Genomic DNA, 24,760 nt, shown 5'->3' with positions numbered 1-24,760 from the left:
TCTAAAATCCTATTCTTCCGCTACCAAATCAAGATAGTCGTCGCTCCACAAGTCTTCGTCGCCGTCTGGCATAAGAAGAACTCTTTCTGGGTTTAGCGCAAGAACTGCTCCTTCGTCGTGAGTAACTAACACAATTGCGCCTTCGTACTTAGAAATAGCTTTAAGAATTTCTTCGCGAGAAGCTGGGTCTAAGTTATTAGTAGGCTCATCAAGTAAAAGAACGTTTGCTTTAGAAGTTACAAGAGTTGCCAATGCTAGGCGAGTTTTTTCGCCGCCAGAAAGCACTTTAGCAGGTTTCATGGCGTCGTCTCCCGAAAACAGGAAGCTTCCAAGCATTGATCTTGCTTGAGTGTCGTTTAATTCTGGAGCAACGTGTTGAAGATTTTCTAAAACAGTTGCATCTAAGTCTAAAGTATCGTGCTCTTGCGCAAAATATCCTATTTTGCATCCGTGTCCATATTCAACAACGCCAGTATCTGCGCTTTCTTCGCCAGCAAGAATGCGCAAAGTGGTAGTTTTTCCAGCGCCATTGTATCCCAAAATAACAACTCTCGAGCCCTTGTCTATAGCCAAATTTATTCCAGCAAATACGATGTTTGAACCATAAGCTTTTGAAATATCTTTAGCCATAATAGGAGTGCGTCCGCAAGGAGCAGGCTCTGGGAATCTAATATCTGCTACTTTTTCGCGGCTTTGAGCTTCGCTTGTTTCGTTCAATAAGCGTTCGGCTCTACGCATCATGTTTTGAGCTGCTACTGCTTTAGTCGCTTTTGCGTGAAGTCGGATTCCTTGCTTCATAAGTCGCTCCGCCTTCTTTTCTGCAACTTCGCGCTCTCTTCGTCTTCGCTCTTCGTCTACAACGCGCTGATGCAAGTATGCTTTCCAGCCCATTGAATACATGTCTATTTGAGCCAATTGTGCATCTAAATGCCAAACTTTATTAACAACTTCGTCTAGCAACTCTGTTGAGTGAGATATAACAAGGAATCCACCAGAGAATTTTTTCAGATAGTTTCGCAACCATATTATGGAATCTGCGTCTAAGTGGTTAGTAGGCTCATCTAAAATCAGCGTATCTGCATTAGAAAAAAGTATTCGCGCAAGTTCGATTCGTCTGCGTTGTCCACCAGAAAGTGTTCCAAGAGCTTGTTTCATAACTTCTTGTGGGAGTCCAAGGCTATTTGCCATTGATATTGCTTCTGATTGAACAGCGTACCCACCAGCTTTTTCAAAGTCATTAATTGCTTTATCGTAGCGATTCATGGCTTTTGTCATAATGTCTGGATCTGGATTCGTCATGTCTTTTTCTGCTTTTCGTATACGAGATACGATTGACGAAATATCGCGAGCGCTCATAATTCTATCTAACGCGCTTTGCTCTGGATCTGCTGCATGCGTGTCTTGTGGAAGATATCCTAACGAGCCGCTTACTTTTACGCTTCCGCCAGCTGGAAGTGTTTCTGCAGTAATTACGCGCGTAAGTGTTGTTTTTCCAGCGCCGTTTCTTCCGACTAAGCCTATTTTGTCGCCTTTTGTAACGTGAAAATCTGTTGGGTTTAATAGCGTGCGCGCACCAATTTGTATAGTAAGTCCTTGTGCGTCAATGGCCATTTTTTACCCACCCCTTAAGTTCTATTCTTGCAAAATCGTAATTAAGATATTAATTGAAATATGTTAACCAAACTCCCGATTATACCGTTAGGCTTGCATAGGATTAGCAACACGCAGCAAGCAACATATTTCGAACATGTGTTCTATAATGAATGATATTATAAAACAGGCACGTAATCAAGATTTAGTTTTGCAATTTTGATTCATATACGCTAAAGCATCTTAAGGAGGCAGAATGCAAAAACACTTGGATTCTTTACAAAGTAAGCAGTCGCTTTCAATAAAAGATGCAAACATGAGCGCTACAAGCATGAATACTAAAGATGGAAATAATAATCAAAAAAACAATGTACTTCAATCGTTTATTGATTCGGCGCCAATTATAAAAAATAATGGTAATTTAATATACGACTTAAGTAAGGTTCCTTCCGACTTAAAAATAACTGTTCAAGGTGCAAGAGAGCATAATCTAAAGAACGTTAATTTGCAATTGCCTAGAAATAGGATGATTGTTTTTACTGGATTATCTGGTTCTGGTAAATCTTCTCTTGCTTTCGACACTCTTTTTGCAGAAGGTCAAAGGCGTTATGTGGAATCCTTAAGCGCGTATGCAAGGCAATTCCTTGGAAGAATGGATAAGCCAGACGTAGACTTTATTGAAGGCTTAAGCCCAGCAGTGTCTATTGACCAAAAAACCACTAATCGCAATCCTCGTTCTACTGTTGGTACGATTACGGAGATTTATGACTATTTAAGGCTTCTTTTTGCTCGCGTAGGTGTTCCACATTGCCCTAAATGTGGCGAAATCGTTAGTGCGCAAACCCCTCAACAAATAGCTAACGTATTGCTTTCTTTGCCGCAAAAAACAAGGTTGCAATTACTGGCTCCTATTGTTAACGGCAGAAAAGGTGAGTTTAAAGATACTATTACTCTTCTTAGGTCAGACGGCTATTCTAGAGCGCTTATAGATGGGCAAATGCGAGAGCTTTCCGAAGATATTATTTTAGAAAAGCAAAAGAAACACACAATCGAAGTTATTGTAGATAGATTAGTTATAAAAGATGGTATACGTACACGTCTTACAGATTCTATAGAAACAGCGCTAAAGCTTTCTAAAGGTATTGTTGTTGCGGATTTTGTAGACGAAGATGCTTCTTCTAAAAACAGGCGTCAAAGTTTTTCCGAGAACATGGCGTGCCCTAATAGTCATCAATTTAATCTATTAGAGATAGAGCCAAGAACGTTCTCATTCAATGCTCCGTATGGAGCATGCCATGATTGCTCTGGAATTGGTTACAATCTAGAGATTGACCCTGCTCTTGTTGTTCCAAATACAGAAAAATCACTTAACGAAGGCGCTATAGAACCTTGGGCTTTGAATAAAGCAGCTGGAGAATACTACAGGCACGTGTTAAAAGGCTTAAGTGTAGAGCTTGGCTTTAGTATGGATACGCCGTGGGAAAATCTTCCAAAAGATGTGCAAGATTCAATACTTTATGGCCATGATTTTGAAGTAAAAGTATCGTATAAAAATCGATGGGGTAGGCAGAGAGAGTATTCAACAGGATTTGAGGGCGTAGTGCGTACTCTTATGCGCAAGCATGACGAAACAGACTCAGATCAAATGCGTCAATACTACGAGTCATACATGCGAGAAGTGCCATGTTTAACATGCAAAGGAAAAAGACTTAATCCAGAAGTCTTGTCTATTAAAGTTGGCTCGTGCTCAATCGCAGATGTATGCGATATGCCTATTGAAAAAAGTCTTGAGTGGATTAATTCGTTAAATCTAGAAGGCGCAAAAAAGATAATTGCTAAAGAGATTGTAAAAGAAATCAAAGCAAGATTAGGATTCTTAAATGACGTTGGCTTAAACTACTTAACTCTTTCTAGAGCAGCAAAAACTCTTTCTGGCGGAGAAGCTCAAAGAATAAGGCTTGCAACGCAAATAGGGTCTGGACTAGTTGGAGTTATGTACGTTCTTGACGAACCGTCTATTGGTCTTCATCAAAGAGACAACGAAAAGCTTATATCTACGTTGCACAATCTTAGAGATCTTGGAAATACGCTTATAGTTGTAGAACACGACGAAGATACAATACGAAAGTCAGACTGGCTTGTAGACATTGGTCCAGAAGCTGGAGAAAACGGCGGAGAAGTTGTATATTGCGGCCCTGCAAAACACATAACAGAGGCAAAGCGATCAATCACAGGAGACTATATTGCAAAAAGACGCACAATAGATGTTCCTAAAAAGCGCCGTAAAATCAACAAAAGTCGTATGTTAACTATTGTTGGTGCAAAAGAGCACAATCTTAAAAACATAGATGTAGAAATACCTTTAGGCGTATTTACTTGCATAACAGGAGTTTCTGGATCTGGAAAGTCAAGCTTAATAAACTCAATACTTTACCCAGTTTTGGCAGATAAGCTAAACGGCGCTCGCATTGTTCCAGGATTGCATAAGCGCGTTGATGGAGTAGACAATTGCGATAAGGTTGTTCACGTAGATCAAAATCCTATTGGTAGAACACCAAGATCAAATCCTGCTACATATACTGGAGTTTGGGATAAGATCCGTTCGCTTTTTGCTCAAACTCCAGAAGCAAAAGTTAGAGGGTACGGCCCTGGAAGATTCTCGTTTAACGTAAAAGGCGGAAGGTGCGAGGCTTGTAGCGGAGACGGAACGCTTAAAATCGAGATGAATTTTTTGCCAGACGTATACGTGCAATGCGAAGAATGCCACGGAAAAAGGTATAATCGAGACACTCTAGAAGTAAAGTACAATGGTAAAACTATTTCAGACGTGCTAGATATGCCAATATCGCAAGCTGCTGTGTTCTTTAAAGCATATCCGTCTATTTCTAGATACTTAGAGACTTTAGTTAAAGTTGGCTTAGGCTATATTCGGCTTGGTCAAAGTGCGCCAACTCTTTCTGGCGGAGAGTCGCAAAGAGTAAAGCTTGCTACGGAACTACAAAAGCGTTCTACTGGAAAAACCGTTTATATTCTAGATGAACCTACTACGGGCTTGCATTTTGAAGATGTTCGTAAGCTTTTAAGTGTTCTTCAATCTTTAGTAGATAAAGGCAATAGTGTAATAGTTATTGAGCACAATCTTGATGTTGTAAAATGCGCAGATTGGATTATAGATTTAGGCCCAGAAGGAGGAGATAAAGGCGGCGAAATCGTAGCAACTGGAACTCCAGAAGATGTTGCAAAAGTGCAATACAGCTGGACGGGTAAATTCTTAAAGTCAATGCTCAAAGAGTAACAAAATCAGAAGTTATAAGTAAAAATTTATGAATAATTTTATGAAAGGAGGTGAGATAATGAATATTCTAAATTCTAAAGAATCAAATATTAGAGAAGATAGAGAAACTAGAGAAAATATAGAAGATAGAGAAACTAGCAGGGGAGAATGGAAGAAAACTCACCTATCTAAATATGATGAAAGTAATGCTAACTACTTTGAAAATTCATCTAAAAATGACTTTGGTGCTCCTCTTTTAGGAGATAGTCGTGATTTATTTAGGCCAAAAACTTCCGATATTCCAAATCAACCTGGAGTATACAAGTGGAGAGATGAGCGTGGAAAAGTAATATACGTTGGAAAAGCAAAAAGTTTAAGAAACAGGCTATCGAATTATTTTCAGCCATTAAATCAGCTTCATCCTAGAACACAATCAATGGTATTAACAGCTAGAAGTTTAGAATGGACTGTTGTAAACACAGAGCTTGAGGCTTTAACGCTTGAATATACTTGGATTAAAGAGTTTAATCCAAAATTCAACATTGTTTTTAAAGATGATAAAACATACCCATATATTGCTGTATCGGTAAACGATGATTTTCCAAGAGTTTGGATTACTAGAAATCGAAACTCAAAGTCAACGCAATATTTTGGACCGTATGCAAAAGTTTGGCAATTAAAACACAGTTTGGATTCTTTGCTAAAAACTTTTCCTGTAAGAACATGCAGACAGTCTGTTTTTAATAAAGCACAGAAAACAGGAAGACCTTGTCTTCTTGCGTCTATTGGAAAATGCTCTGCACCTTGCGTTCAAAAAGTAGACAAAAAAACGCATAGAAACAATGTTGAACAATTAGTTGGCATTTTAACTGGCGCTATTGGAGATTCCTACATTAACGATTTAACTAGAAAAATGAAGGAGTTAAGCGATAATTTAGATTTTGAAAATGCTGCAAAAATAAGAGACAAAATCAACATTTTTAGAACTGTTATTCAACAAAATTCTGTTGTTTTTAACGATCAAGTAGAAGCTGATGTTTTTGGATTTAGTGCAGATTCGATTGATGCATACGTTCACGCGTTTTTTGTTAGAGAAGGGCTGATACGCGGAGAAAAAAATTGGCAAGTCGAAAGAAGCGAAGACATTAGTGATGCAGATATAATCGAAAATTTGCTTATACGAGTTTATTCTGAATATGAATCAAATAATGATTTGCAATATGAAAACTCTTTAAAAATAGAGCAATCCAGGAATGCGTTACAAATCGACTATTCTAGTGGCCAAAATATAAATTCGTCGTATAGAGCTAAAGAAACAAAAGAACGCAAAAAGCGCCAAGAAACAACTGGAAGAGGGGATTTGCTTGACCCTATTTGCCCGATTCCTAGGGAGATTATTGTTCCTATTGAATTAGATAACTCTCAAAAAGAAAATCTTGAAAGCTGGCTTAGTGGTTTAAGAGGTTCAAAAGTAACTATTAAAGTTGCAGAACGTGGAGATAAGCGCTCGCTTATGGATCAAGCAAACTTGAACGCTGAGCAGTCTCTAAAACAGATGAAAACAAGTAGGATTTCTACTTTAGAATCTAGAACTAATGCTATGAATCAAGTTGCTGCAGCTCTTTCAATGAGTGAAGCTCCTTTGCGAATTGAATGCTATGATATTTCAAACTCGGCTGATGGAAGATATCAAGTTGCATCAATGGTTGTTTTTGAAGATGGAATTGCTAAGCCTAGTGAATATAGAAGATTTTCTATAAAAGGCCCTAATGGCATTGGCCAACTAGACGATTTAAGCGCATTATATGAAACTATTTCTAGACGTTTTAAGCATAAAGATGAAAGTAATAGCGATGTGGATGATGATAGCGTAGAAAATCCTCCACAATCGTACTCTAAAAAATTTGCGTACAAGCCTAATCTTGTAATCGTCGATGGCGGTATTGAGCAAGCAAAAGCAGCTCAAAAAGCAATGATTGATTGCAATGTTAAAGACATAACAGTATGTGGATTGTCTAAAAAATTAGAAGAAGTTTGGTTACCTAATAGTCAATACCCAATTATTCTAAAAAGAAGCTCCGAAGGATTGTATTTGCTTCAAAGAGCTAGAGATGAATCTCATCGCTTTGCGATTGCTTATCATAGGAAAAAACGTGCAAAGGCAATGTTGTATTCATCTATTGACTCAATTCCTGGAATTGGCGAATCTTATAAAAAACGTTTGCTTTGCGCATTTGGTAGTGTTAAAAATCTAAAAGAAGCAAGCATAGAAGAGTTGCAAAAAGTTCCTGGAATAGGTTTGTTAAAAGCTAAAACTATTTATGAGTTTTTGCACTCTCAATAAATCTAAACAATTCTATGGCATGTTGATTAGTCATGATAAGCAACTAGCCTTATAAGTATGTCTCAAGAAATCGAAATAGGTTTGGGCAAAAAAGCCCGAGTTGCTTACTCACTAGACGATATTGCTATACTTCCTTCTCGTCGTTCTCGCGACCCAAAGGCTGTATCTACATCATGGCAAGTCGACGCTTATAGTTTTGACGTACCAGTGATTGCTGCGCCAATGGATTCTGTTACAAGCCCAGATACGGCTATTGCAATGGGTCAAATGGGAGCATTGGGCGTGCTAGATTTGGAAGGATTGTGGACTCGTTACGAGAATCCAGAACCACTTCTTAAAGAAATCTCAGAACTTAAAGACGAAGTCGCAACTAAGCGCATACAAGAGATTTATTCGGAGCCAATCAAGCCAGAACTTATTGTTAAGCGTTTGCACACAATTCGCGATGCTGGTGTTACGGTTGCAGGTGCTCTTTCTCCGCAACGCACTCAAGAATTTTATTCTACTGTTCTAGAAGCAGGCGTTGATTTATTTGTTATTCGCGGAACTGCTGTTAGTGCAGAACACGTTTCTAAAGACCATGAGCCTCTTGACTTAAAGAAGTTTATTTACGATTTAGACGTTCCAGTTATTGTTGGAGGTTGTGCAGACTACACTTCCGCATTGCATCTTATGCGAACTGGTGCTGCTGGAATCCTTGTTGGTTTTGGCGGTGGAGCAGTTTCTGCAACAATGAATACGCTCGGAGTTCAAGCGCCTATGGCAACTGCTATTGCAGACGTTGCAGAAGCTCGCAGAGATTATATGGACGAGTCTGGCGGACGATACGTTCAAATTATTGCAGATGGCGGAATGGGGACGTCTGGAAACTTTATTAAGGCGCTTGCTATGGGAGCAGATGCAGTAATGCTTGGAACTCCTTTAGCGCGTGCAACTGAGGCTCCAGGACGCGGAATGCATTGGGGAGCAGAAGCTCGTCATCCTTCTTTGCCGCGCGGTATGCGCACGAATGTTGGAACTGTTGCTCCTCTTGAGAATATCTTGTTTGGACCAAGTCATATGGCAGATGGAAAGACTAACCTTATTGGTGCTTTAAGACGCACTATGGCATCTACTGGATATGTTGATGTTAAGAGTTTCCAGCGTTGTAGTGTTGTTTTTAACCCATTCCATCAAGATATAAGGTAAATCATTAAAATCCTATTATTATCTTATTAATGATTAATAGAATTGCGCGCTTGATTCAATTTTGAGTGCGCAATTCTTGTTTATAGGCTAAAAGTGCGTAAAGCTAAGATGATGAACGTTCTTAAAATAGAATTAGTAAGTTAGCTTTTGGCTCATAATCCCATTTTTGATAGTTTTGTTTTGTTTTTGCTAACAAACTTAATATTCCAGAATTTTGTAAAGTCAAGTTAGTTTTCAACGCCATTATTGATATAACATGTGTAAGTCTATAGAGATTATCTATATATATAGGATTATTAATATAAATAATCTATTATAAAAATACGGTTAAATCTAGATTCCTAAGCAAACTATTTAACACGTTTAACTAAAAATATTGCAAAAGCAATAAAAGATTTTAGCAAACAAGTAAAGATTGGAGTTATTATGAGCCTTATTGGTACGCATATTCTTCCATTTAAGGTAAATGGATACAAGAATGGCAATTTTGTAGAAGTAAGCGACAATGACGTTCTTGGAAAATGGGCTATTTTCTTCTTCTATCCAGCAGACTTTTCATTCGTGTGCCCAACAGAGCTTGAAGATCTTGCAAACCACTATGAAGAGCTTCAAAAGTTAGGTGTAGAAGTTTATTCTGTTTCAACAGACACACACTTTGTTCACAAAGCTTGGCACGATGATTCTAAAGCTATTGCAAAAGTTCAATACACAATGCTTGGAGACCCAAATGGCGCGCTTTCTAGAAACTTTAATGCGCTAAATGAGGAATCTGGTTTAGCTCATCGCGCAACTTTTTTGGTGGATCCTCAAGGCAATATTCAATTCTATGAGATGACAGCAGATGGAATCGGCAGAAACGCCGACGAGATGCTTCGCAAAGTTAAAGCTGCTCAATTTATTGCAGCCCATCCAGGAGAAGTATGCCCAGCAAAGTGGGAGCAGGGAGAAGAAACACTTGCTCCATCTATTGACTTAGTTGGGAAAATCTGATTTTAACAGTTGATTTTATTTGCTTATTTTAACTGCTGATTTTATCGACTGATTTTAACACAATTTACACGTTGCTTTGATTGCTACAGAAAGTGAAAATAATGACTTTATTAGATTCAAATTTAACTACTCAACTTGCTGGATTGTTAGAAAAAATGGTTAATCCGATTAATCTTGTTGCGTACGTTGATAGCAGTGAAAATTCTCAAAAAGTTATTGAGCTTTTGCAAGAAGTAGCAAATCAAAGCAACAAAATCACTGTTATAAAAGATGATAAAAGTAGCACGAAGCGAATCCCAAGTTTTTCAATTACTAATCCGCAAAATAACGTTTCTGTAAGTTTTGCAGGTTTGCCACTTGGTCACGAGTTTAGCTCTTTAGTTTTGGCTATTTTACAAGTAAGTGGTTATGCTCCCAAAATAAGCGAAGACCAGCGCAAAGCAATTTTGCAACTTGGAAGTCATGATATTACTACATACATGTCTGTTACTTGCATTAATTGCCCAGAGGTTGTTCAGTCACTTAATACAATTTCGATTATCAATCCAAAAGTAAAGCATATTGCTGTAGAAGGAAGCGCTTTCAAAGACGAGGTAGATGCTCTTGGCGTAATGAGTGTTCCTGCTGTTTTTGAAAACGGAAAGATGATTTCTTCTGGAAGGTCATCTATAGACGAATTAGTTGCGATGCTTTTAAGACAAGAAGAAAATGGGGATTCTAGCGATTCTACGGAGGCTAGCGATTCTTCACTAGCGCAAAAAATGAACGCTAAAAACCCATACGACGTTCTTATTGTAGGCGGAGGTCCTGCTGCGAGCGCTGCTGCGATTTACACAGCTAGAAAAGGTCTTAAAACAGCAATGATTATGGACCACAGAGGCGGTCAGGTTGTTGAAACAGAAAGCATTGAAAACCACATTTCTCAAACGCACACAACAGGCGCAAAACTTGCTAACGATTTAACAAACCACATTGCTCAATACAATATTGACGTATTTACTCCCGATTGGGCTACGTCTTTAGACGTTGCAGAAGAACCTTACGGATTACACACGATTAACACTAAATCTGGCGGAAGTCTAAAAGCTAAAGCGGTGATTATTGCAACAGGCGCTACGTGGAGAACACTTGGCGTTCCTGGAGAAGATGAATACAGAAACAGGGGAGTGTCGTTCTGCCCGCATTGCGATGGCCCTTTGTTTAAGAACAAGAATGTTGTAGTTGTTGGTGGAGGAAATTCTGGAGTCGAAGCTGCAATAGACTTAGCAGGAATTGCAAATCACGTTACTGTTATAGAGTTTATGGATTCTCTTAAAGCGGATCAAATATTGCTAAACACTTTGCATTCTCTTTCTAATACGAATGTAATAACAAGTGCATCTCTTAGCAAAATAGAAGGAGATAACAAAAAAGTTAGCGCAGTGCATTATATGGATCGCAATGAGAATAATGCGGAAAATCGTGAGAAAATTTTGCACACAGACGGAGTGTTTGTTCAAATTGGTTTAATGCCAAATACAAAGTGGGTGGCAAATAAACTAAGCTTAAACAATCGGGCAGAAATAGTAACAGATAGAAAAGGATGCACGAGTATTCCTGGCATTTTTGCTGCTGGCGATTGCTCGGATGAGCCTTATAAGCAGATTGTTACAGCATACGGGTCTGGCGCAAATGCAGCTCTTAGCGCTTTCGACTATTTAATTAGAGACCCACATAATTAAAATCATGCCTGGAACATTCATAAAACGCGCGTAGAATACGCATATAGCACGCCTATAAACGCATAGAAAGATAAATACTTGAACATTAAATCGCTTGAATACTTAATTGCTTTTGCAAAAGAAGAAAGCTTTACAAAAGCTGCCGAGCGCATGCACGTTTCTCAGCCAACTTTATCTACGCAGATTAAAAAGCTAGAAGACACGCTTGGAGTTTGTCTTATTGAGCGAACTCCTGGAAAGCAGATTCTAACTCCTGCAGGAAGAGAAGTAGTGTATTATGCAAAGCGTATTCATTCGGATGTTTCTAACATTTATCAAGCAGCAAGGCGCCTAGAAGATCCTTGGTCTTCTACAATAGTTTTGGGCATTTTCCCAACATTATGCCCATATCTTTTGCCTAGAATAATACCTGTTTTGCGTAAGATTAAGCCGAATTTTACTATTCGTTTTGTTGAAGAAAAGTCTGCAACTTTAATCGAATTGCTAAATAATGGTCAAATCGATGCAGCAATATTGAGCGAAAAGTTAGACGAATCGTCAATAAAGGTTAATCACATTTTTGATGAAGATTTTGTTTTAGCAGCGTCAACAAATTCGCAATTGGGAAACCAAAAATCTCCAATCGACTTGTCTCAATTATCTAGTCAAAAAATACTTCTTTTGGAAGATGGACATTGTATGAGACGAAGTATGATTGATGTTTGTCAAAAGGTTGGAGCAAAACAGTCCGAATTTTGTGCAACATCTTTGGAAACCTTACGATACATGGTTGTTGGAAGCAAAGATGTAACATTGCTGCCACGTCTTGCAACTCTCCCTCCTATTGTTCAGCCAGCTGGTTTAACAATTCGCGAGTTTAATAGTCCAAAGCCCTACCGCTCACTGTACTTAAATTGGCGAGCTGCTTCTCCAGTAGACAAGATTATGGAAGGATTATGCACGATTATTTATGGAACTTGCGCGAATTTGCATAAAAAATAGTTGCGATTATATTATTTGCATATTTAACATGATTTAGCAGAATCTTAGTAAGATTTTCGATAAAATTTGATTGCATGCTTGCGATTCAACAATCATTTATATTTAGAATGTTCGCTATACTTAGAATGTTCAGTAAGAATCAATAAGATGCGTATAAATCAATTGTGTAGAATTTTATTGTCTTACGTTAAAGTTGTGCAATAAGAAAGAATGGGGATTATGCAAAACCAAGTGCAATCTAGCAATAACGCTGATTCAATCTGCCATGATGCAAAAAATTGCAATTATGACGCAGATAGAAGCATGCAGATTGCGCTACGTACAATCGATACGCTTTGGGAAAGCAAAAACTCAATTCCTGTTAAGCTATTTTCAAAAAAACATATTTTTAACGATTTTCCTTTTATGCCTAGCTCAACAAAACTGGGCTGGATTAAGATTTATGGCAAAAAACAAGGTATTTCAATTGGATTGTTTAGCAAAGATTGCAAACGTTTTTACCAAGTTGCTGTTGCTGATTTAGAAGGCAGAGTTTACGAAGGGCACACTGTAACAATTGAAGATACAACGGAAAATATACCCGAATTGTCTTTTGTTGAGCAAAACTCTATGACTCTTTCTAACTCACATAGATTCTACGGTTGCATTGATAAAAAAACTACTCGAGAAAGCCATAAAGCGAGCCATAGCGCAAGCCATATCAAAAAAAGTTGTTTTAAGAATAAGTCAAATAATGATTTAGTTGTTATTAAGGGAGATGTTGTTGTTCAGACTTCTAAAGATGACGGAATTCAATGGGTGTCGTCTTGGATTCGCAAAGCAAATACTAAAAAAGAAACTTATACGCTAGAAGAAACGCGTGTAGATTTGCCTAATAATTTGCGTTGCAATCTTAGTTATTTTGACGCAATCGCTATATCCTATTTTGCATCATTCTTTGTGCCAGATATGTTGTTAGCTTTTAGTGGATTTGGGTCTGGAAACATATTTAGGCATCTTACAAAAGAAGCACCTTTGAGCGCTATTAGGAGAAGCGTTTGCGATGCAAACACAGCAGAAAGAGCTGGTTTACGCGTTTCTGCAATGGAGAAATATTTTACGTACTTAATGGCAGACGCTGGAGCATTAGAGGATGCTGGGGCATTAGAGGCTGAACACGCCGCTGAAAGATTGCACTTGCAAAAATCTAAATGTTCAGACGCAAACTTTTTAGTTTGGGATGATTCTTTGGAAGCAAAATCCGCGTTAAAAGCTTTGCGTATAGAAGGAGCAATAAATAGATTCCAGTCTATTAGCAATTGCTTAGAAGAAAACTGCTCTAATGGCGGTGATTTAACAGAAAATAACGCAACTTATAATCAAGTTTGCGCAATGGATATGGCTTTTATAAACGATCCAGCTTTTTGCGCAAGTGGCGAAATTGACATGAATTCTTTTGGCAATCCGTTGCAAGACAACAATATTAGGCCATTATTGCATTTGCTTAATCGTGCAAGAAAATCTAATGATTTGTATATTTATAAAGCTAACGGATCTTCTAATTGTGAATGGTCGTACAGGCAAAGACTTTCTGAACTAATCAGAAGTCTTTATTTGCCTTTTAGGTTCGATGCTGATTTTAGATCTAATTTAGATAGTGGAAATGTTGCATTAGCATTTATGGCAACAGGCAATTCAATGATGCCTGCTTTAACATACGATTCTGCTAAAAAAGATTTTGTTCCAATAAGCGAACAAAATAGATCCAAAATGACAACTAACTACAATCTTCGTATTGGATTAATATTGGCTACTATTGCTTTTGGAGCTAGCGAAGAAGTGCAAAACGTTTCAATACGATTGGATTCAATCGGCTTAGAGGAAATGGTTGCAGCACAAGACGTTGCAATGAATAAAATTTTAAGCCAAACGATTAATGCGATTAATCACATGAATAAAAATGCTTCAAGAGCAAAAGGCGATCCAAAAGATGGAGATATTCATGGAGACGTTAGCAATGGATTTGCTAATTTAGGATCGAACGCAGATAGTAGCTCGGATAGTGCTTCAGATAATTTTGTTGAAAGCGTTGTAGAAAACCTTGAAGATGCAAGCGCAAACAACAGTGATAACAGTAGTAACACTAATCGTAGTGATAATAGCGATAGCAATAATAGCGCAAAAAACGAAGACCCAATAGCAGCTTTTAGCAAATCGCCTTCGATTATACCTTTGCTAACTGTTACTTTTACTAGAAAGTCGTTCTTAAAACACATACGCGCATACGGATTAAATAATCCTCTTGAAACCTATAAAAAGTTTAATGCAACTTTGCAAGTCGACGAAAACGGCGCATTAAGCCAAATTGAGCCAACGTTTGACTTAAGAGACAGCTGCTTTGCGCCGCATGGTGCTCAAGAAGAACCAGAGTTTTCCGACATAATTTTTGACGCAAAGTCGCAAGAATTGTTAGCGACTCAAGATGCAAAAGGCCTTTCAATCCAGCGCGAAGACGTTTTACAACAAGCGGTTGCTGATTTTAATCACATAGCGTCTAAAGCAATTATGACGAATGCAGAAAAAGCTCGTATGGCAATGGGTATTGTTGAAAGCATTAACGATCCAGAGCTAAATAATCAAGCAAACCATGTAATAAGCGCGTTAATAGACGAAAAAGAAATACCAGAAATATCGTTTAGCGCTTCAAAAGATATTTACAATATGCGAGTGCGTGCTCACGAACAATTTATGAGTGGAGACTTAGACAGTGCAATCGAAGAGTATGAAAACAATATAAAGCATTTTGACGATATGTTTGCTTCTGGAGACGTTGTTCCAAGATACTTTAACTCGTATGCTGAGCGCGTTGTTTATAATCGCATGTTTGCAACGCAAAACGAGCAAATGAGGCTTATACCAGACGGACTTTTCTACGCGCATATGGAGATTGCGGATTTACTCGGCCAGCTTGGAAGAAGTAAAGAGGCGCTAAAACATCTAAATACAATGGTTTCTTACGCTCCAACATATGTTATATCTCACTTAAAGCTAGCTTCGCAATTATCTCGTCAAGAAGATTGGCCTTCTGTAGAAGCAGTATGCTTAAACGCTTTACAAGTCTGTTTTGATAGAGAAGACGCTGCGTTTATTTACTACAGGCTAGCATATGCAGAGTGGATGCAAGATAACTTCCCTCTAGCTGTTGCTGCATATATGGTTGCAGATGACTTGTTTAGCGAAAAAAATGAATCTCTAGAAGTAGAGCTTGCAGAACTCTTAAGTAGAGTTGAATCTCAATGCATTTCTGTTCCTAAAAGCTTGCATCAAGCAAAAGAAATGCTAGAAATAAATAATGTTGTGAATTGGCCAGATGTTAATGCGTATGAGATTATTGACGAAGCTGCAAAAGTCACTGTTAATGAGGGTATGTTTGTTATTGCGCGAACTCTTTCTGTTGCTAGATCTAGAATGCTTTTTAGAAACGATTCTTCTGAAAGTATTGTTCAAATGCAATTTTTGCGATCTCTTAACGCTTAATAAATTCTTGTTAAATAAGCTATAAAATAGAATAAACGCTTTGAAGGGAAGACTCATGGCTGCATCTAATGGTGATTCAATGCAACATTCAATCGGTGCTCAATTGTCACTTTTTGATGATCTAGATAGTGTTAATAATGCTGAAAATATGCAAAATAATAATGAGCCAAGCGTTAATGGCAAATTTGCATCAACGATTCAAAGCGCAAAGCAATCACATGATGTAACAAGTGATTTAAGTGAGTCTAACACTTTTAGTTCAATCGCAGATTTTGACAATTGGATTGCTAAGCTAGAGCCATCAGATTCGGGCGCAATGCAATTAGCTAAGCTTGATCCTTCGCTTTTAACAACAGAACAAGGCGCAAGATTATGGGCAAAATTGGCTGCATGGGCGCAAGCAGATCAAATCGCATACTATGTTGACGATTCTCCAACAAGCTCCGACGCAGCTTACGATGCAAGAATGCGATTTTTAAGCGCGCTTGAGTCTACTTTTCCGATTCTAGACACGCCTCAATCGCCAACGCATAGAGTTGGCGGAACTTTTTCTAACGATTTTGCGCCAGTTCGTCATCCTTCAAGAATGATGAGCTTGGATGATGTTTTTTCGATTGATGAATTAAAATCCTGGTATAACAGCATTATTCGAGACTTGCAATGGCCCGAAAATAAGCCGCTGCCAATGACATGCGAAGTAAAAATCGATGGACTTGCGCTAAATCTTATTTATCGAAATGGAACTTTGGAACAAGGGCTAACCCGAGGAGACGGTGTTACTGGAGAAGACATATCGCTAAACGTAAGAACAATCGAAGAAATTCCTACGCAATTGCATGGTGAAAATCCAGACGATATTCCAGAATTTGTGGAAATCCGCGGCGAAGTATTTATGAAGTGGGCGGATTTTAGAAAGCTAAACATTGAGCAAGAAGATTTAGGAAAGCCTGCTTTTGCAAATCCAAGAAATGCGGCTGCAGGATCTTTAAGACAAAAGGATCCTAGAATTACATCTACAAGACGCTTGAGTTTTATAGCACACGGATTAGGAAATCTAAAGTGGAAGGACTTAGCGCAAAGCGGTGGTGAATCTAATGCTCATGCTCAAACATCCTTCAACCAATCGGACGCTTACGAATTGTACAAAAAATGGGGTATTCCTGTTTCTCCATATACGCGCAAGGTTACGTCTTTTGAACAAATAGAAGACATGATTGACTACTATGGCGAGCATAGAAACACTATTATTCATGCTCTAGATGGAATTGTAGTAAAAGTAGACGATCGCGCATTGCAAAAAAAGCTTGGTGCAACTTCTAGAGCGCCGCGTTGGGCAATTGCGTACAAGTATCCGCCAGAAGAAGTTAATACGCGCTTAAAAGATATTGTTGTTCAAGTTGGAAGAACAGGAAGAGTAACTCCAGTAGCTGTTTTAGAGCCAGTAACTGTTGCAGGCTCCACTATATCTCGTACGACTTTGCACAATCCATACGAAGTTGAACATAAAGGTGTACTTATTGGAGATACTGTTGTTGTGCGTAAAGCTGGAGATGTTATTCCAGAATTAGTTGGACCTGTGCTCAAATATAGAAATGGCAGAGAAAATGAATTGAAAAAATTCGTTATGCCAGAGTATTGTCCATCTTGCGGAACAAAACTTGCTCCTACAAAAGAAGGCGACAAAGATATTCGCTGCCCTAATGTAGAAAATTGCCCAGCTCAGCTTACTGAGCGCATAATCAACTTGGCTTCAAGACAAGCTTTTGATATTGAAAATCTTGGCGAAGCATCCGCTCTTGCTCTAACTAACCCAGAAGATTCTAGGCCAATAACGTCAAAAGTTTATATTGAAGATAAAAGCATAAGCAAAATAGTTGTTGAGCGTGGATCTTCTAATCCGCCGATTCTACCAGAGTCGAATTGCGATCTTCCTGCTCCTCAAGCTCCTGTTCTTACTAGCGAAGCCGATATTTTTAACCTTAGTGCTAACGATTTAAGAAATGTTAAAGTTTGGAAGGAAATTCCGCTTGTTGAAGAATGGGAAGAAGTAGGAAAAGACGGAAAACTCAAAAAACGATCTAAAAAGATTGGCGGAAGTGGATTATGGAGGCAAGTCTCAGCTTTTTGGACTAGGCCTCTAGAAGCTACTAGAAGAAAGTCGAATGATGATTCTAAAGATTCTAACGACTCTAGTAATTCTAGCGACTTTAGTAATTCTAACGACTCTACTAGTGATGAGTCTAACGAATCTTTTAATCCAAACTACCCAATGTTTGAAGTTCCTGTGGATGCTTACGTAACAAAGCTAGTTGAAAAGAAAATTCGCGTAAATAATGTTCTTAAAACAGTTGAAGCGCCAGAATACACTCGTCCTAGCGAAACAACAAGAGCAATGCTAGAAGAAATAGCTCAAAAAGGTAAGTCTGCGCCTCTTTGGCGTGTGCTAGTGGCACTTTCTATTCGCAGGCTTGGTCCGCCAACTGCTCGCCTTATAGATGCAAGGTTTGGCTCAATCGAAAATATTGCAAATGCGACTATTGAGGATTTAACTCAAATTGATGGCGTTGGTCCAGAAATTGCTCAAGCTGTTTTTGATTGGTTTGAAAAATCAAAAGATTCTAACGATTGGCGTAGCGAAGTTTTAAGAAAATGGGAAGAAGCTGGAGTTGTTGGAAACGATTCTGCACAATCCAATAATCTTGAGCAAACGCTTAGTGGCAAAACTGTTGTTGTTACAGGGTCTTTAGAAGATTTCACACGAGATTCTGCTAAAGAAGCTATTGTATCTAGAGGTGGAAAAGCTGCATCTTCTGTTAGTAAAAAAACGTATTGTGTGATTGTTGGAGCAAATGCTGGATCTAAAGAAGCTAAAGCAGAAGAACTTGGCATACCAATGTTGAACGAGAATCAATTTAAGATTTTACTTAAAACAGGTAGTGTTGAATCTGCACTAAAAAACGATATTACACTTGATTCGCAAAGTGAATTGTAAAAACATGAGTAATAATCTTGTTGAATTAGAAACGCGTATCTACGACTTATTGGGTAGTGTGATTGATCCAGAATTAGGGCGTTCTGTTACCGAATTAAACATGGTTACGGGCGTTCGCGTAAGCGAAAAATCGTGCGAAAAATCATGCGAATCAAATAATCATAATCCAACTTATAGCGTTTCTATAGATATTGAGCTTACTGTTCCAGACTGCCCATTAGCTCAAGTTATTACGCAAAGAGTTCAATCAGTTGTAGCAAAGTACCCAAATGCAACGCTTATTCCAACAGTAAACGTAAGCGCTATGAGCAAAGATAAGCTTGCAAAGCTTGTTTTGGATTTAAAAGAGGAGCGTAAAGAAAATCCATTCAACAAAAATGGTGTTAGAACAAGGATTTTTGCTATTGCATCTGGAAAAGGCGGAGTTGGCAAGTCTTCTATAACAGCTAATTTAGCTGCCACTTTTGCATCTCTTGGCTACAAAACAGCAGCAATAGATGCAGATGTTTATGGTTTTTCATTGCCACGCATGTTTGGAATTACAACTCAACCGACTAATCTGAACGGCATGCTTATGCCAGTTGAAGCTTGGGGAGTTAAGCTGATTTCTATTGGAATGTTTGCTGGAACAGATCGCGCGATTTTGTGGCGAGGACCTCGTTTGCAACGTTCTCTTGAGCAATTTCTATGCGATGTTTGGTGGGCAGATCCAGACGTGCTTCTTTTAGATTTGGCTCCTGGAACAGGAGATATGGCTTTAGCTGTTGCACAATCATTGCCGAATGTGGAGCTTGTTGTTGTTACAACACCTCAGCCTAGTGCTTCGGATGTTGCTGTTAGAGCGGGGCTTATGGCTTTGCAAATTCCAGTTAATGTGCGCGGTGTTGTAGAAAATATGAGTTGGTTTGATAATAATGGAGCACGACTAGAAATCTTTGGTTCGGGAGGCGGAAAGCGCGTGAGCGATCAGCTTTGCAAAGCTCTTGGTAAGAGTGTTCCTCTTCTTGCTCAAATTCCGTTAGACACAAGTATTAGAGAAATTGGAGAATCGGGAAGACCTGCTGTTCTTACAAAAGATGGCAAACTAGCAAACACTCAATTAGCGAATACATTTGTTAGTCTTGCAAAATCATTAATCGATTAATCGATTAATCGATAAAAAATGAGGCCACTTGACTTTTCGTCAAGCAGCCTTATTTTTGCAATATGCTTTGATTAATGCTTTGCTTTATAAGCCAAACTACTTAATAGCGTTAAGCCACTGTTCTTTAGTTGCTTTTTCTGCTTGTAGCTTAGATTTACGCTTTGCATCTTTTTCGCTTGCAATCTTAGACTCAAGCTCTTCGAGTTGAGCCTTTAATTGAGCAGCAAAACTAGATTTGCGAGCATCTGCTTCTGGGTCTGCATCTTTCCAAGCAGCGTCTTCAACAGCCTTAATCTTCTTGTCTACATCGTTCAAGCGAGATTCAATTCTGCGCATATCTTCGCGTGGAACAAAGCCAATCTTGTCCCATTCTTCTTGAATCTCAGACAATGCTTTGCGAGCAGCTTTAGCGTCTTCTTCGTCTTTAACAGGAACAAGAGCTTCTGCTTTAACTAGTAATGCTTCCTTCTTGCTAAGATTTTCTTTTTCGCCAGCACTCATCTTTTCTCTATCTTCTTGACGAGCATGGTAGAAAGCATCTGCAGCTTCGCGGAACTTCGTCCACAATTCGTCGTCGTGTTGACGCCCAGCATTTCCAGCCTTCTTCCAGCGGTCCATCAAAGCGTTAAACTTCATTGAAGTTTCACGCCATTGAGTGGAGTCCTTTAGGCTTTCTGCTTCTTTTATGATTGCTTCCTTAATCTCTTTAGCACTATTGCGCTCATTGTCTCGCTCTTTAACCCAAGCAGAGCGAGCTTGAGAGAATGCAGAACGGGCTTTAGAGAAACGCTGCCAAAGAGCATCCGCATCCGCCTTGTTTAAGTGAATTGTAGTGCGCTGATGCTGCTGCCACTTATCGAACAGCGAACGGAGCTTATCGGAAAGCGAGCGCCAGTTTGTAGACTCGCCCATTTGTTGAACAAGCGCTTCTGCCTGTTCAACAATTGCTGTGCGATCTTTAAGAGCTTTTTCTAATTCTGCTTTGCGAGCTTTAGCGAGTTCTTCTTTTTTAGATGCAGCTTTAGTTTTTAGCTCGGCGTGTCGCGCGCTTAAAGCGGCAAGATCTCCAACAACAGATGGCTCCTTAAGCTCCGCATCTAAAGTAGCTAAGGTTTCGTCAATTTCCTTTGGCCTTACGTTAGAAGATTCAAGTCTTTTTTCAAAAAGATCAAGCTTGATCTTTAAGTCAAGATAACGGTGTACGTAGAAAGTCAAAGCGTCTTCTGGAGTGCCAGTAGAATATTGCCCTACTTCACGTTCTCCACCAGCTTCTCGAACATACACATTTCCATTTTCATCAACACGCCCAAAGGTTTTTGCGCCTTTAACGTCTTCTTCGCTATACGAGATAGCTGGAACAGCAGCAACAACGCGAGCTTTATTTGCTAAGCTTGCAGGCGAAGGAGCATGCGGCTTTGGGGTAGCTTGTTTAGTAGTTTCTATAGGTTTAGTCTGTTCGGTCACGGGACGACTCCTTAGAGCATATGCACGGTAATAGTGTTACGAATAAGTATGACGGTAAGCCATGATTTTTCCGTAACATAACCTATTATAGTGGACATGGTACAAGGCTCATCAATATCTGGTTTTCCGGAGTGGCTTCCAAGCGAGCGCGCTGTTGAGCAGCGTGTTATGGACACATTGCGGGAAGTATTTGAATTAAATGGTTTTATAGGCATTGAAACTCGTGCTGTTGAGCAGGGTTCAAGCTTGTTAAAAAAGGGTGAAACTAGCAAAGAAATATATCTTTTATCTAGATTGCAAGAAGTGGGTCACGAAAGCGACACTCCAGTTGAAAATCGCATTGGATTGCACTTTGATTTAACAGTTCCTCTTAGTAGGTATGTTGTTGAACACACTGGCGATTTAGCATTCCCATTTAAGCGTTGGCAAATGCAAAAAGTTTGGCGTGGAGAGCGTCCACAAGAAGGACGTTTCCGTGAGTTTGTTCAAGCAGATATTGACGTTGTAGGTAATGGCGACTTGCCATCTCACTACGAAGTGGAGCTTCCACTTGTTATGGTCGAAGCTTTGGAGCGTTTGCGCAAGTTTGGATTGCCAAAAGCCACTGTTCACGCAAATAATCGCAAGCTTTCCGAAGGCTTTTATAGAGGGATTGGCTTAAGTGATATTGAAGGTGTTCTTCGAGAAATCGATAAGCTAGATAAGATTGGCGCAAAAGAAGTTGCAAATCTTCTTGTAAAAGAATGCAAATCTACGGATTCTCAAGCTGCAGCATGCTTAGAGCTTGCAGAGCTTAGCGCAAATAGCGGAGAAGAATTAAAGACTAAATTCAACGCTTTATGCGATAAACACAATATTTCTAGAGATGCTAACAATGAATCTTACGCTTTAGCGATTGAAGGCGTAGAAACGCTTGCGATGATTGTAGACGATGCGTCAAAAATTCGTCCAGGATCCGTTGTTGCTGATTTGAAGATTGCGCGCGGCTTGGATTACTACACTGGCTCAGTCTACGAGACTTTCCTAGAAGGCGCTGAATCCTTGGGGTCAATCTGCTCTGGTGGAAGATACGACAATCTTGTTTCTCAAGGAAACAAAAAGTATCCAGGAGTAGGTCTTTCTATAGGACTTTCGCGCTTGCTTTCTTACATGCTTCACACGTCTGGAGCTACAGTTTCACGCGTTTCTCCTGCTGCAGTTTTGGTTGCAGTTTGGAATGAGGAAGATAGGCCATCTTGTAATCAGATTGCTCAAAAGCTTCGCTCTAGAGGAATCGCAACAGACGTATCTCCAAGTGCTGCAAAGCTTGGTAAACAAATCAAGTATGCAGATAAGTTGGGTATTCCTTACGTTTGGTTCCCAGCAGATAGTACAGATTCTGAATCCAGCAAAGACGAAGTAAAAAACATTATTACGGGAGAGCAAGTTTGCGCAGACGTTATGTCTTGGCAGCCAGATGACGCATATGCTCATCAAACTGTTTCTTGCGCCCAATAATTGCAATTTGATTTTAAGATTTAAGATTTAAGATTTGCAATTTGCTTTTTAAGATTTTAATATTTGAAAGCGCGATTCATGCGGTAAACTATTAAAGTCAAAACAAAAATTAACAAAATTATTCAAACAAGGAAGTGGACTTATGAGCCAGACGGCGTATCGCACACACCATGCCGTTGAAGTGACTGAGACATTAGTTGGACAAAACGTAACCATTGCTGGTTGGGTTGATCGTCGCCGCGACCACGGTGGCGTTGCCTTTGTAGACGTTCGAGACAACACTGGCTTAGTGCAAGTTGTTATTTACGATGAAGAAACTGCGCGACCATTGCGTAGCGAGTTTGTTGTGCAAGTTACTGGCGAAGTTCGCTTGCGTCCAGATGGCAATGAAAATGACCATTTAGCAACAGGAAAAATCGAAATCGTTGCAAATAAAGTAACAATTCTCGCTAAGTCCGATGCGTTACCATTCCAAGTTTCTACAGCTTTGGAAAACGAGTCCGAAAACAAGCTTCCTAGCGAAGACGTACGTTTGAAGTACCGTTATCTTGATTTACGCCGTCCATCTATGCAGCGTAATCTAAAGCTCCGCTCTAATATGGCTAAGGCAGCTCGTCATGCTTTGGAAGATATGGACTTTACTGAGGTAGAAACACCAACATTTATTAAGTCCACTCCAGAAGGCGCTCGCGATTTTGTTGTTCCAGCACGCTTGGTTCCAGGCTCTTGGTACGCTCTTCCACAGTCTCCTCAGCTCTTAAAGCAGTTGCTTATGGTTTCTGGTGTTGAGCGCTACTATCAGCTTGCTCGTTGCTATCGCGATGAAGACTTCCGTGCAGATCGTCAGCCTGAGTTCACTCAGCTCGATATGGAAATGAGCTTTGCAAGCCAAGAAGATGTTATGGCTATGGCAGAGCGCGTTATCGCTGCTATTTGGAAGGAAGCAGGCCACGAAATCACTCTTCCTTTGCCTCGAATCACTTGGCAAGAAGCAATGGATAAGTACGGTTCCGATAAGCCAGATTTGCGTTTTGGAAACCCACTTATTGAGTTGACTGACTTCTTTAAGAACACTCCATTCCGCGTGTTCCAAGCTCCTTATGTTGGCGCTGTGCTCTTTAAGGGCGGTGCCGAAACACCTCGTCGTCAGTTTGACGCTTGGCAGGATTGGGCTAAGCAGCGCGGTGCTAAGGGTTTGGCTTATGTAGTCTTTGGTGAAGATGGTGAGCTCAAGGGCCCTGTTGCTAAGAATCTTAGCGAAGAAGAACGCGCAGGACTTAAGGAAGCTGTTGGTGCGCAGGATGGCGATGCTGTGTTCTTTGCAGCAGGAAGCCGTGAATCTTCTCAGCTTTTGCTTGGTGCAGTTCGTGTAGAGCTTGCTAGCCGCGCAGGATTGCTTCACCCAGACGAGTTTGCTTTCACTTGGGTTGTTGACTTCCCACTGTTTAAGCGAACGGATGATCCAGACGATGACGATGTTGCAGTTGGCCACTCAAAGTGGACTTCTATGCATCATCCATTTACAATGCCATCTGCTGATTGGATTGACAAGTTCGATAAAGACCCAGAGCATGCAATGAGCGATTCTTACGACATTGTTTGCAACGGAAACGAGATGGGCGGCGGCTCTGTTCGTATTCATCGCGATGATATTCAAGACCGTGTGCTTGACGTTCTTGGAATCGACAAAGCAGAGGCAGAAGAAAAGTTTGGATTCTTGCTTGAAGCGTTTAAGTATGGTGCTCCACCTCACGCTGGTATTGCTTTGGGCTGGGATCGTACTGCTGCAATTTTGGCAGGTGCAAGCTCGATTCGCGACGTAATCGCCTTCCCTAAGGCTGGCGGCGGCCGCGATCCTCTAACTGGCGCTCCTGCTCCAATCTCTGCTGAACAGCGTGCAGAAACTGGCGTTGATTACGATCCAGAAGAAGACGAATAGTCGCAAGCGTTAAACAAGAATTAATATTCATATATGCCGTTAAGTCGTTTGGTTAACTAAACCAAAATCAAGGCTTAACGGCATTTTTTTAAGTAAAATTAACATTTTTGTATCATTTTT

13 protein-coding genes are annotated in these 24,760 nt (G+C 39.7%); 11 read left to right on the top strand and 2 right to left on the bottom strand.

The window, feature by feature from the left end; all coding sequences use genetic code 11:
- Positions 1-9: 9 nt before the first annotated feature.
- Positions 10-1,611 (bottom strand): ABC-F family ATP-binding cassette domain-containing protein, encoded by a 1,602-nt coding sequence (locus HXT45_RS03960; RefSeq protein WP_018615781.1) that lies wholly within the window; start codon positions 1,609-1,611, stop codon positions 10-12.
- Positions 1,612-1,906: 295 nt separating this feature from the next.
- On the opposite strand from HXT45_RS03960, the gene uvrA reads away from it, so the two are divergent.
- The 9 genes from uvrA (at position 1,907) to HXT45_RS03915 (ending at position 19,740) form a co-directional block, all read left to right on the top strand.
- Positions 1,907-4,885, top strand: a complete 2,979-nt coding sequence (gene uvrA / locus HXT45_RS03955; RefSeq protein ID WP_373271613.1) for an excinuclease ABC subunit UvrA — start codon at positions 1,907-1,909, stop codon at positions 4,883-4,885.
- 28 nt (positions 4,886-4,913) lie between these two features.
- The gene (gene uvrC, locus HXT45_RS03950; protein ID WP_018615785.1) at positions 4,914-7,208 is read left to right on the top strand and encodes an excinuclease ABC subunit UvrC; all 2,295 of its coding nucleotides are present in this window, start codon (positions 4,914-4,916) and stop codon (positions 7,206-7,208) included.
- A 57-nt stretch (positions 7,209-7,265) separates the two neighbouring features.
- Positions 7,266-8,396: a GuaB3 family IMP dehydrogenase-related protein gene (locus HXT45_RS03945; RefSeq protein ID WP_004130903.1), complete on the top strand. Its 1,131-nt coding sequence runs from the start codon at positions 7,266-7,268 to the stop codon at positions 8,394-8,396.
- Between the two features lie 426 nt (positions 8,397-8,822).
- On the top strand, positions 8,823-9,386 hold the full coding sequence (ahpC, locus tag HXT45_RS03940; RefSeq protein ID WP_004130901.1) for an alkyl hydroperoxide reductase subunit C: 564 nt from the start codon (positions 8,823-8,825) through the stop codon (positions 9,384-9,386).
- 101 nt (positions 9,387-9,487) lie between these two features.
- A complete protein-coding gene (ahpF, locus tag HXT45_RS03935; protein ID WP_115793948.1) occupies positions 9,488-11,107 on the top strand; it encodes an alkyl hydroperoxide reductase subunit F in 1,620 nt (539 codons plus the stop codon).
- Positions 11,108-11,185: 78 nt separating this feature from the next.
- Positions 11,186-12,088: a LysR substrate-binding domain-containing protein gene (locus HXT45_RS03930; protein ID WP_004130897.1), complete on the top strand. Its 903-nt coding sequence runs from the start codon at positions 11,186-11,188 to the stop codon at positions 12,086-12,088.
- Between the two features lie 219 nt (positions 12,089-12,307).
- Positions 12,308-15,604, top strand: a complete 3,297-nt coding sequence (locus HXT45_RS03925; protein ID WP_421782297.1) for a tetratricopeptide repeat protein — start codon at positions 12,308-12,310, stop codon at positions 15,602-15,604.
- A 55-nt stretch (positions 15,605-15,659) separates the two neighbouring features.
- A complete protein-coding gene (ligA, locus tag HXT45_RS03920) occupies positions 15,660-18,596 on the top strand; it encodes an NAD-dependent DNA ligase LigA (protein WP_421781315.1) in 2,937 nt (978 codons plus the stop codon).
- Positions 18,597-18,600: 4 nt separating this feature from the next.
- Positions 18,601-19,740, top strand: coding sequence for a P-loop NTPase (locus HXT45_RS03915; RefSeq protein ID WP_421781313.1), 1,140 nt, complete (start codon positions 18,601-18,603; stop codon positions 19,738-19,740).
- 96 nt (positions 19,741-19,836) lie between these two features.
- Here the strand turns inward: HXT45_RS03915 and HXT45_RS03910 are convergent, their stop codons facing one another.
- A complete protein-coding gene (locus HXT45_RS03910) occupies positions 19,837-21,204 on the bottom strand; it encodes a DUF349 domain-containing protein (protein ID WP_421781309.1) in 1,368 nt (455 codons plus the stop codon).
- Positions 21,205-21,300: 96 nt separating this feature from the next.
- Here HXT45_RS03910 and hisS point away from each other — a divergent pair, with 96 nt between their 5' ends.
- On the top strand, positions 21,301-22,701 hold the full coding sequence (hisS, locus tag HXT45_RS03905) for a histidine--tRNA ligase (protein ID WP_421782296.1): 1,401 nt from the start codon (positions 21,301-21,303) through the stop codon (positions 22,699-22,701).
- A gap of 142 nt (positions 22,702-22,843) precedes the next feature.
- Positions 22,844-24,640 (top strand): aspartate--tRNA ligase, encoded by a 1,797-nt coding sequence (gene aspS, locus HXT45_RS03900; RefSeq protein ID WP_016840150.1) that lies wholly within the window; start codon positions 22,844-22,846, stop codon positions 24,638-24,640.
- Positions 24,641-24,760 lie beyond the last annotated feature (120 nt).

Origin of the sequence: Gardnerella sp. DNF01199S, assembly GCF_049244155.1 — a bacterium.
Taxonomy (GTDB): domain Bacteria; phylum Actinomycetota; class Actinomycetes; order Actinomycetales; family Bifidobacteriaceae; genus Bifidobacterium; species Bifidobacterium piotii.
This window is presented reverse-complemented; position numbering and strand designations above follow the sequence as displayed.

Coding starts and splice junctions, on each gene's coding strand:
- HXT45_RS03960 (WP_018615781.1), bottom strand. CDS start 1,611: ATGGCCATTGACGCACAAGGACTTACTATACAAATTGGTGCGCGCACG.
- uvrA (WP_373271613.1), top strand. CDS start 1,907: ATGAGCGCTACAAGCATGAATACTAAAGATGGAAATAATAATCAAAAA.
- uvrC (WP_018615785.1), top strand. CDS start 4,914: ATGAATAATTTTATGAAAGGAGGTGAGATAATGAATATTCTAAATTCT.
- HXT45_RS03945 (WP_004130903.1), top strand. CDS start 7,266: ATGTCTCAAGAAATCGAAATAGGTTTGGGCAAAAAAGCCCGAGTTGCT.
- ahpC (WP_004130901.1), top strand. CDS start 8,823: ATGAGCCTTATTGGTACGCATATTCTTCCATTTAAGGTAAATGGATAC.
- ahpF (WP_115793948.1), top strand. CDS start 9,488: ATGACTTTATTAGATTCAAATTTAACTACTCAACTTGCTGGATTGTTA.
- HXT45_RS03925 (WP_421782297.1), top strand. CDS start 12,308: ATGCAAAACCAAGTGCAATCTAGCAATAACGCTGATTCAATCTGCCAT.
- ligA (WP_421781315.1), top strand. CDS start 15,660: ATGGCTGCATCTAATGGTGATTCAATGCAACATTCAATCGGTGCTCAA.
- HXT45_RS03915 (WP_421781313.1), top strand. CDS start 18,601: ATGAGTAATAATCTTGTTGAATTAGAAACGCGTATCTACGACTTATTG.
- hisS (WP_421782296.1), top strand. CDS start 21,301: ATGGTACAAGGCTCATCAATATCTGGTTTTCCGGAGTGGCTTCCAAGC.
- aspS (WP_016840150.1), top strand. CDS start 22,844: ATGAGCCAGACGGCGTATCGCACACACCATGCCGTTGAAGTGACTGAG.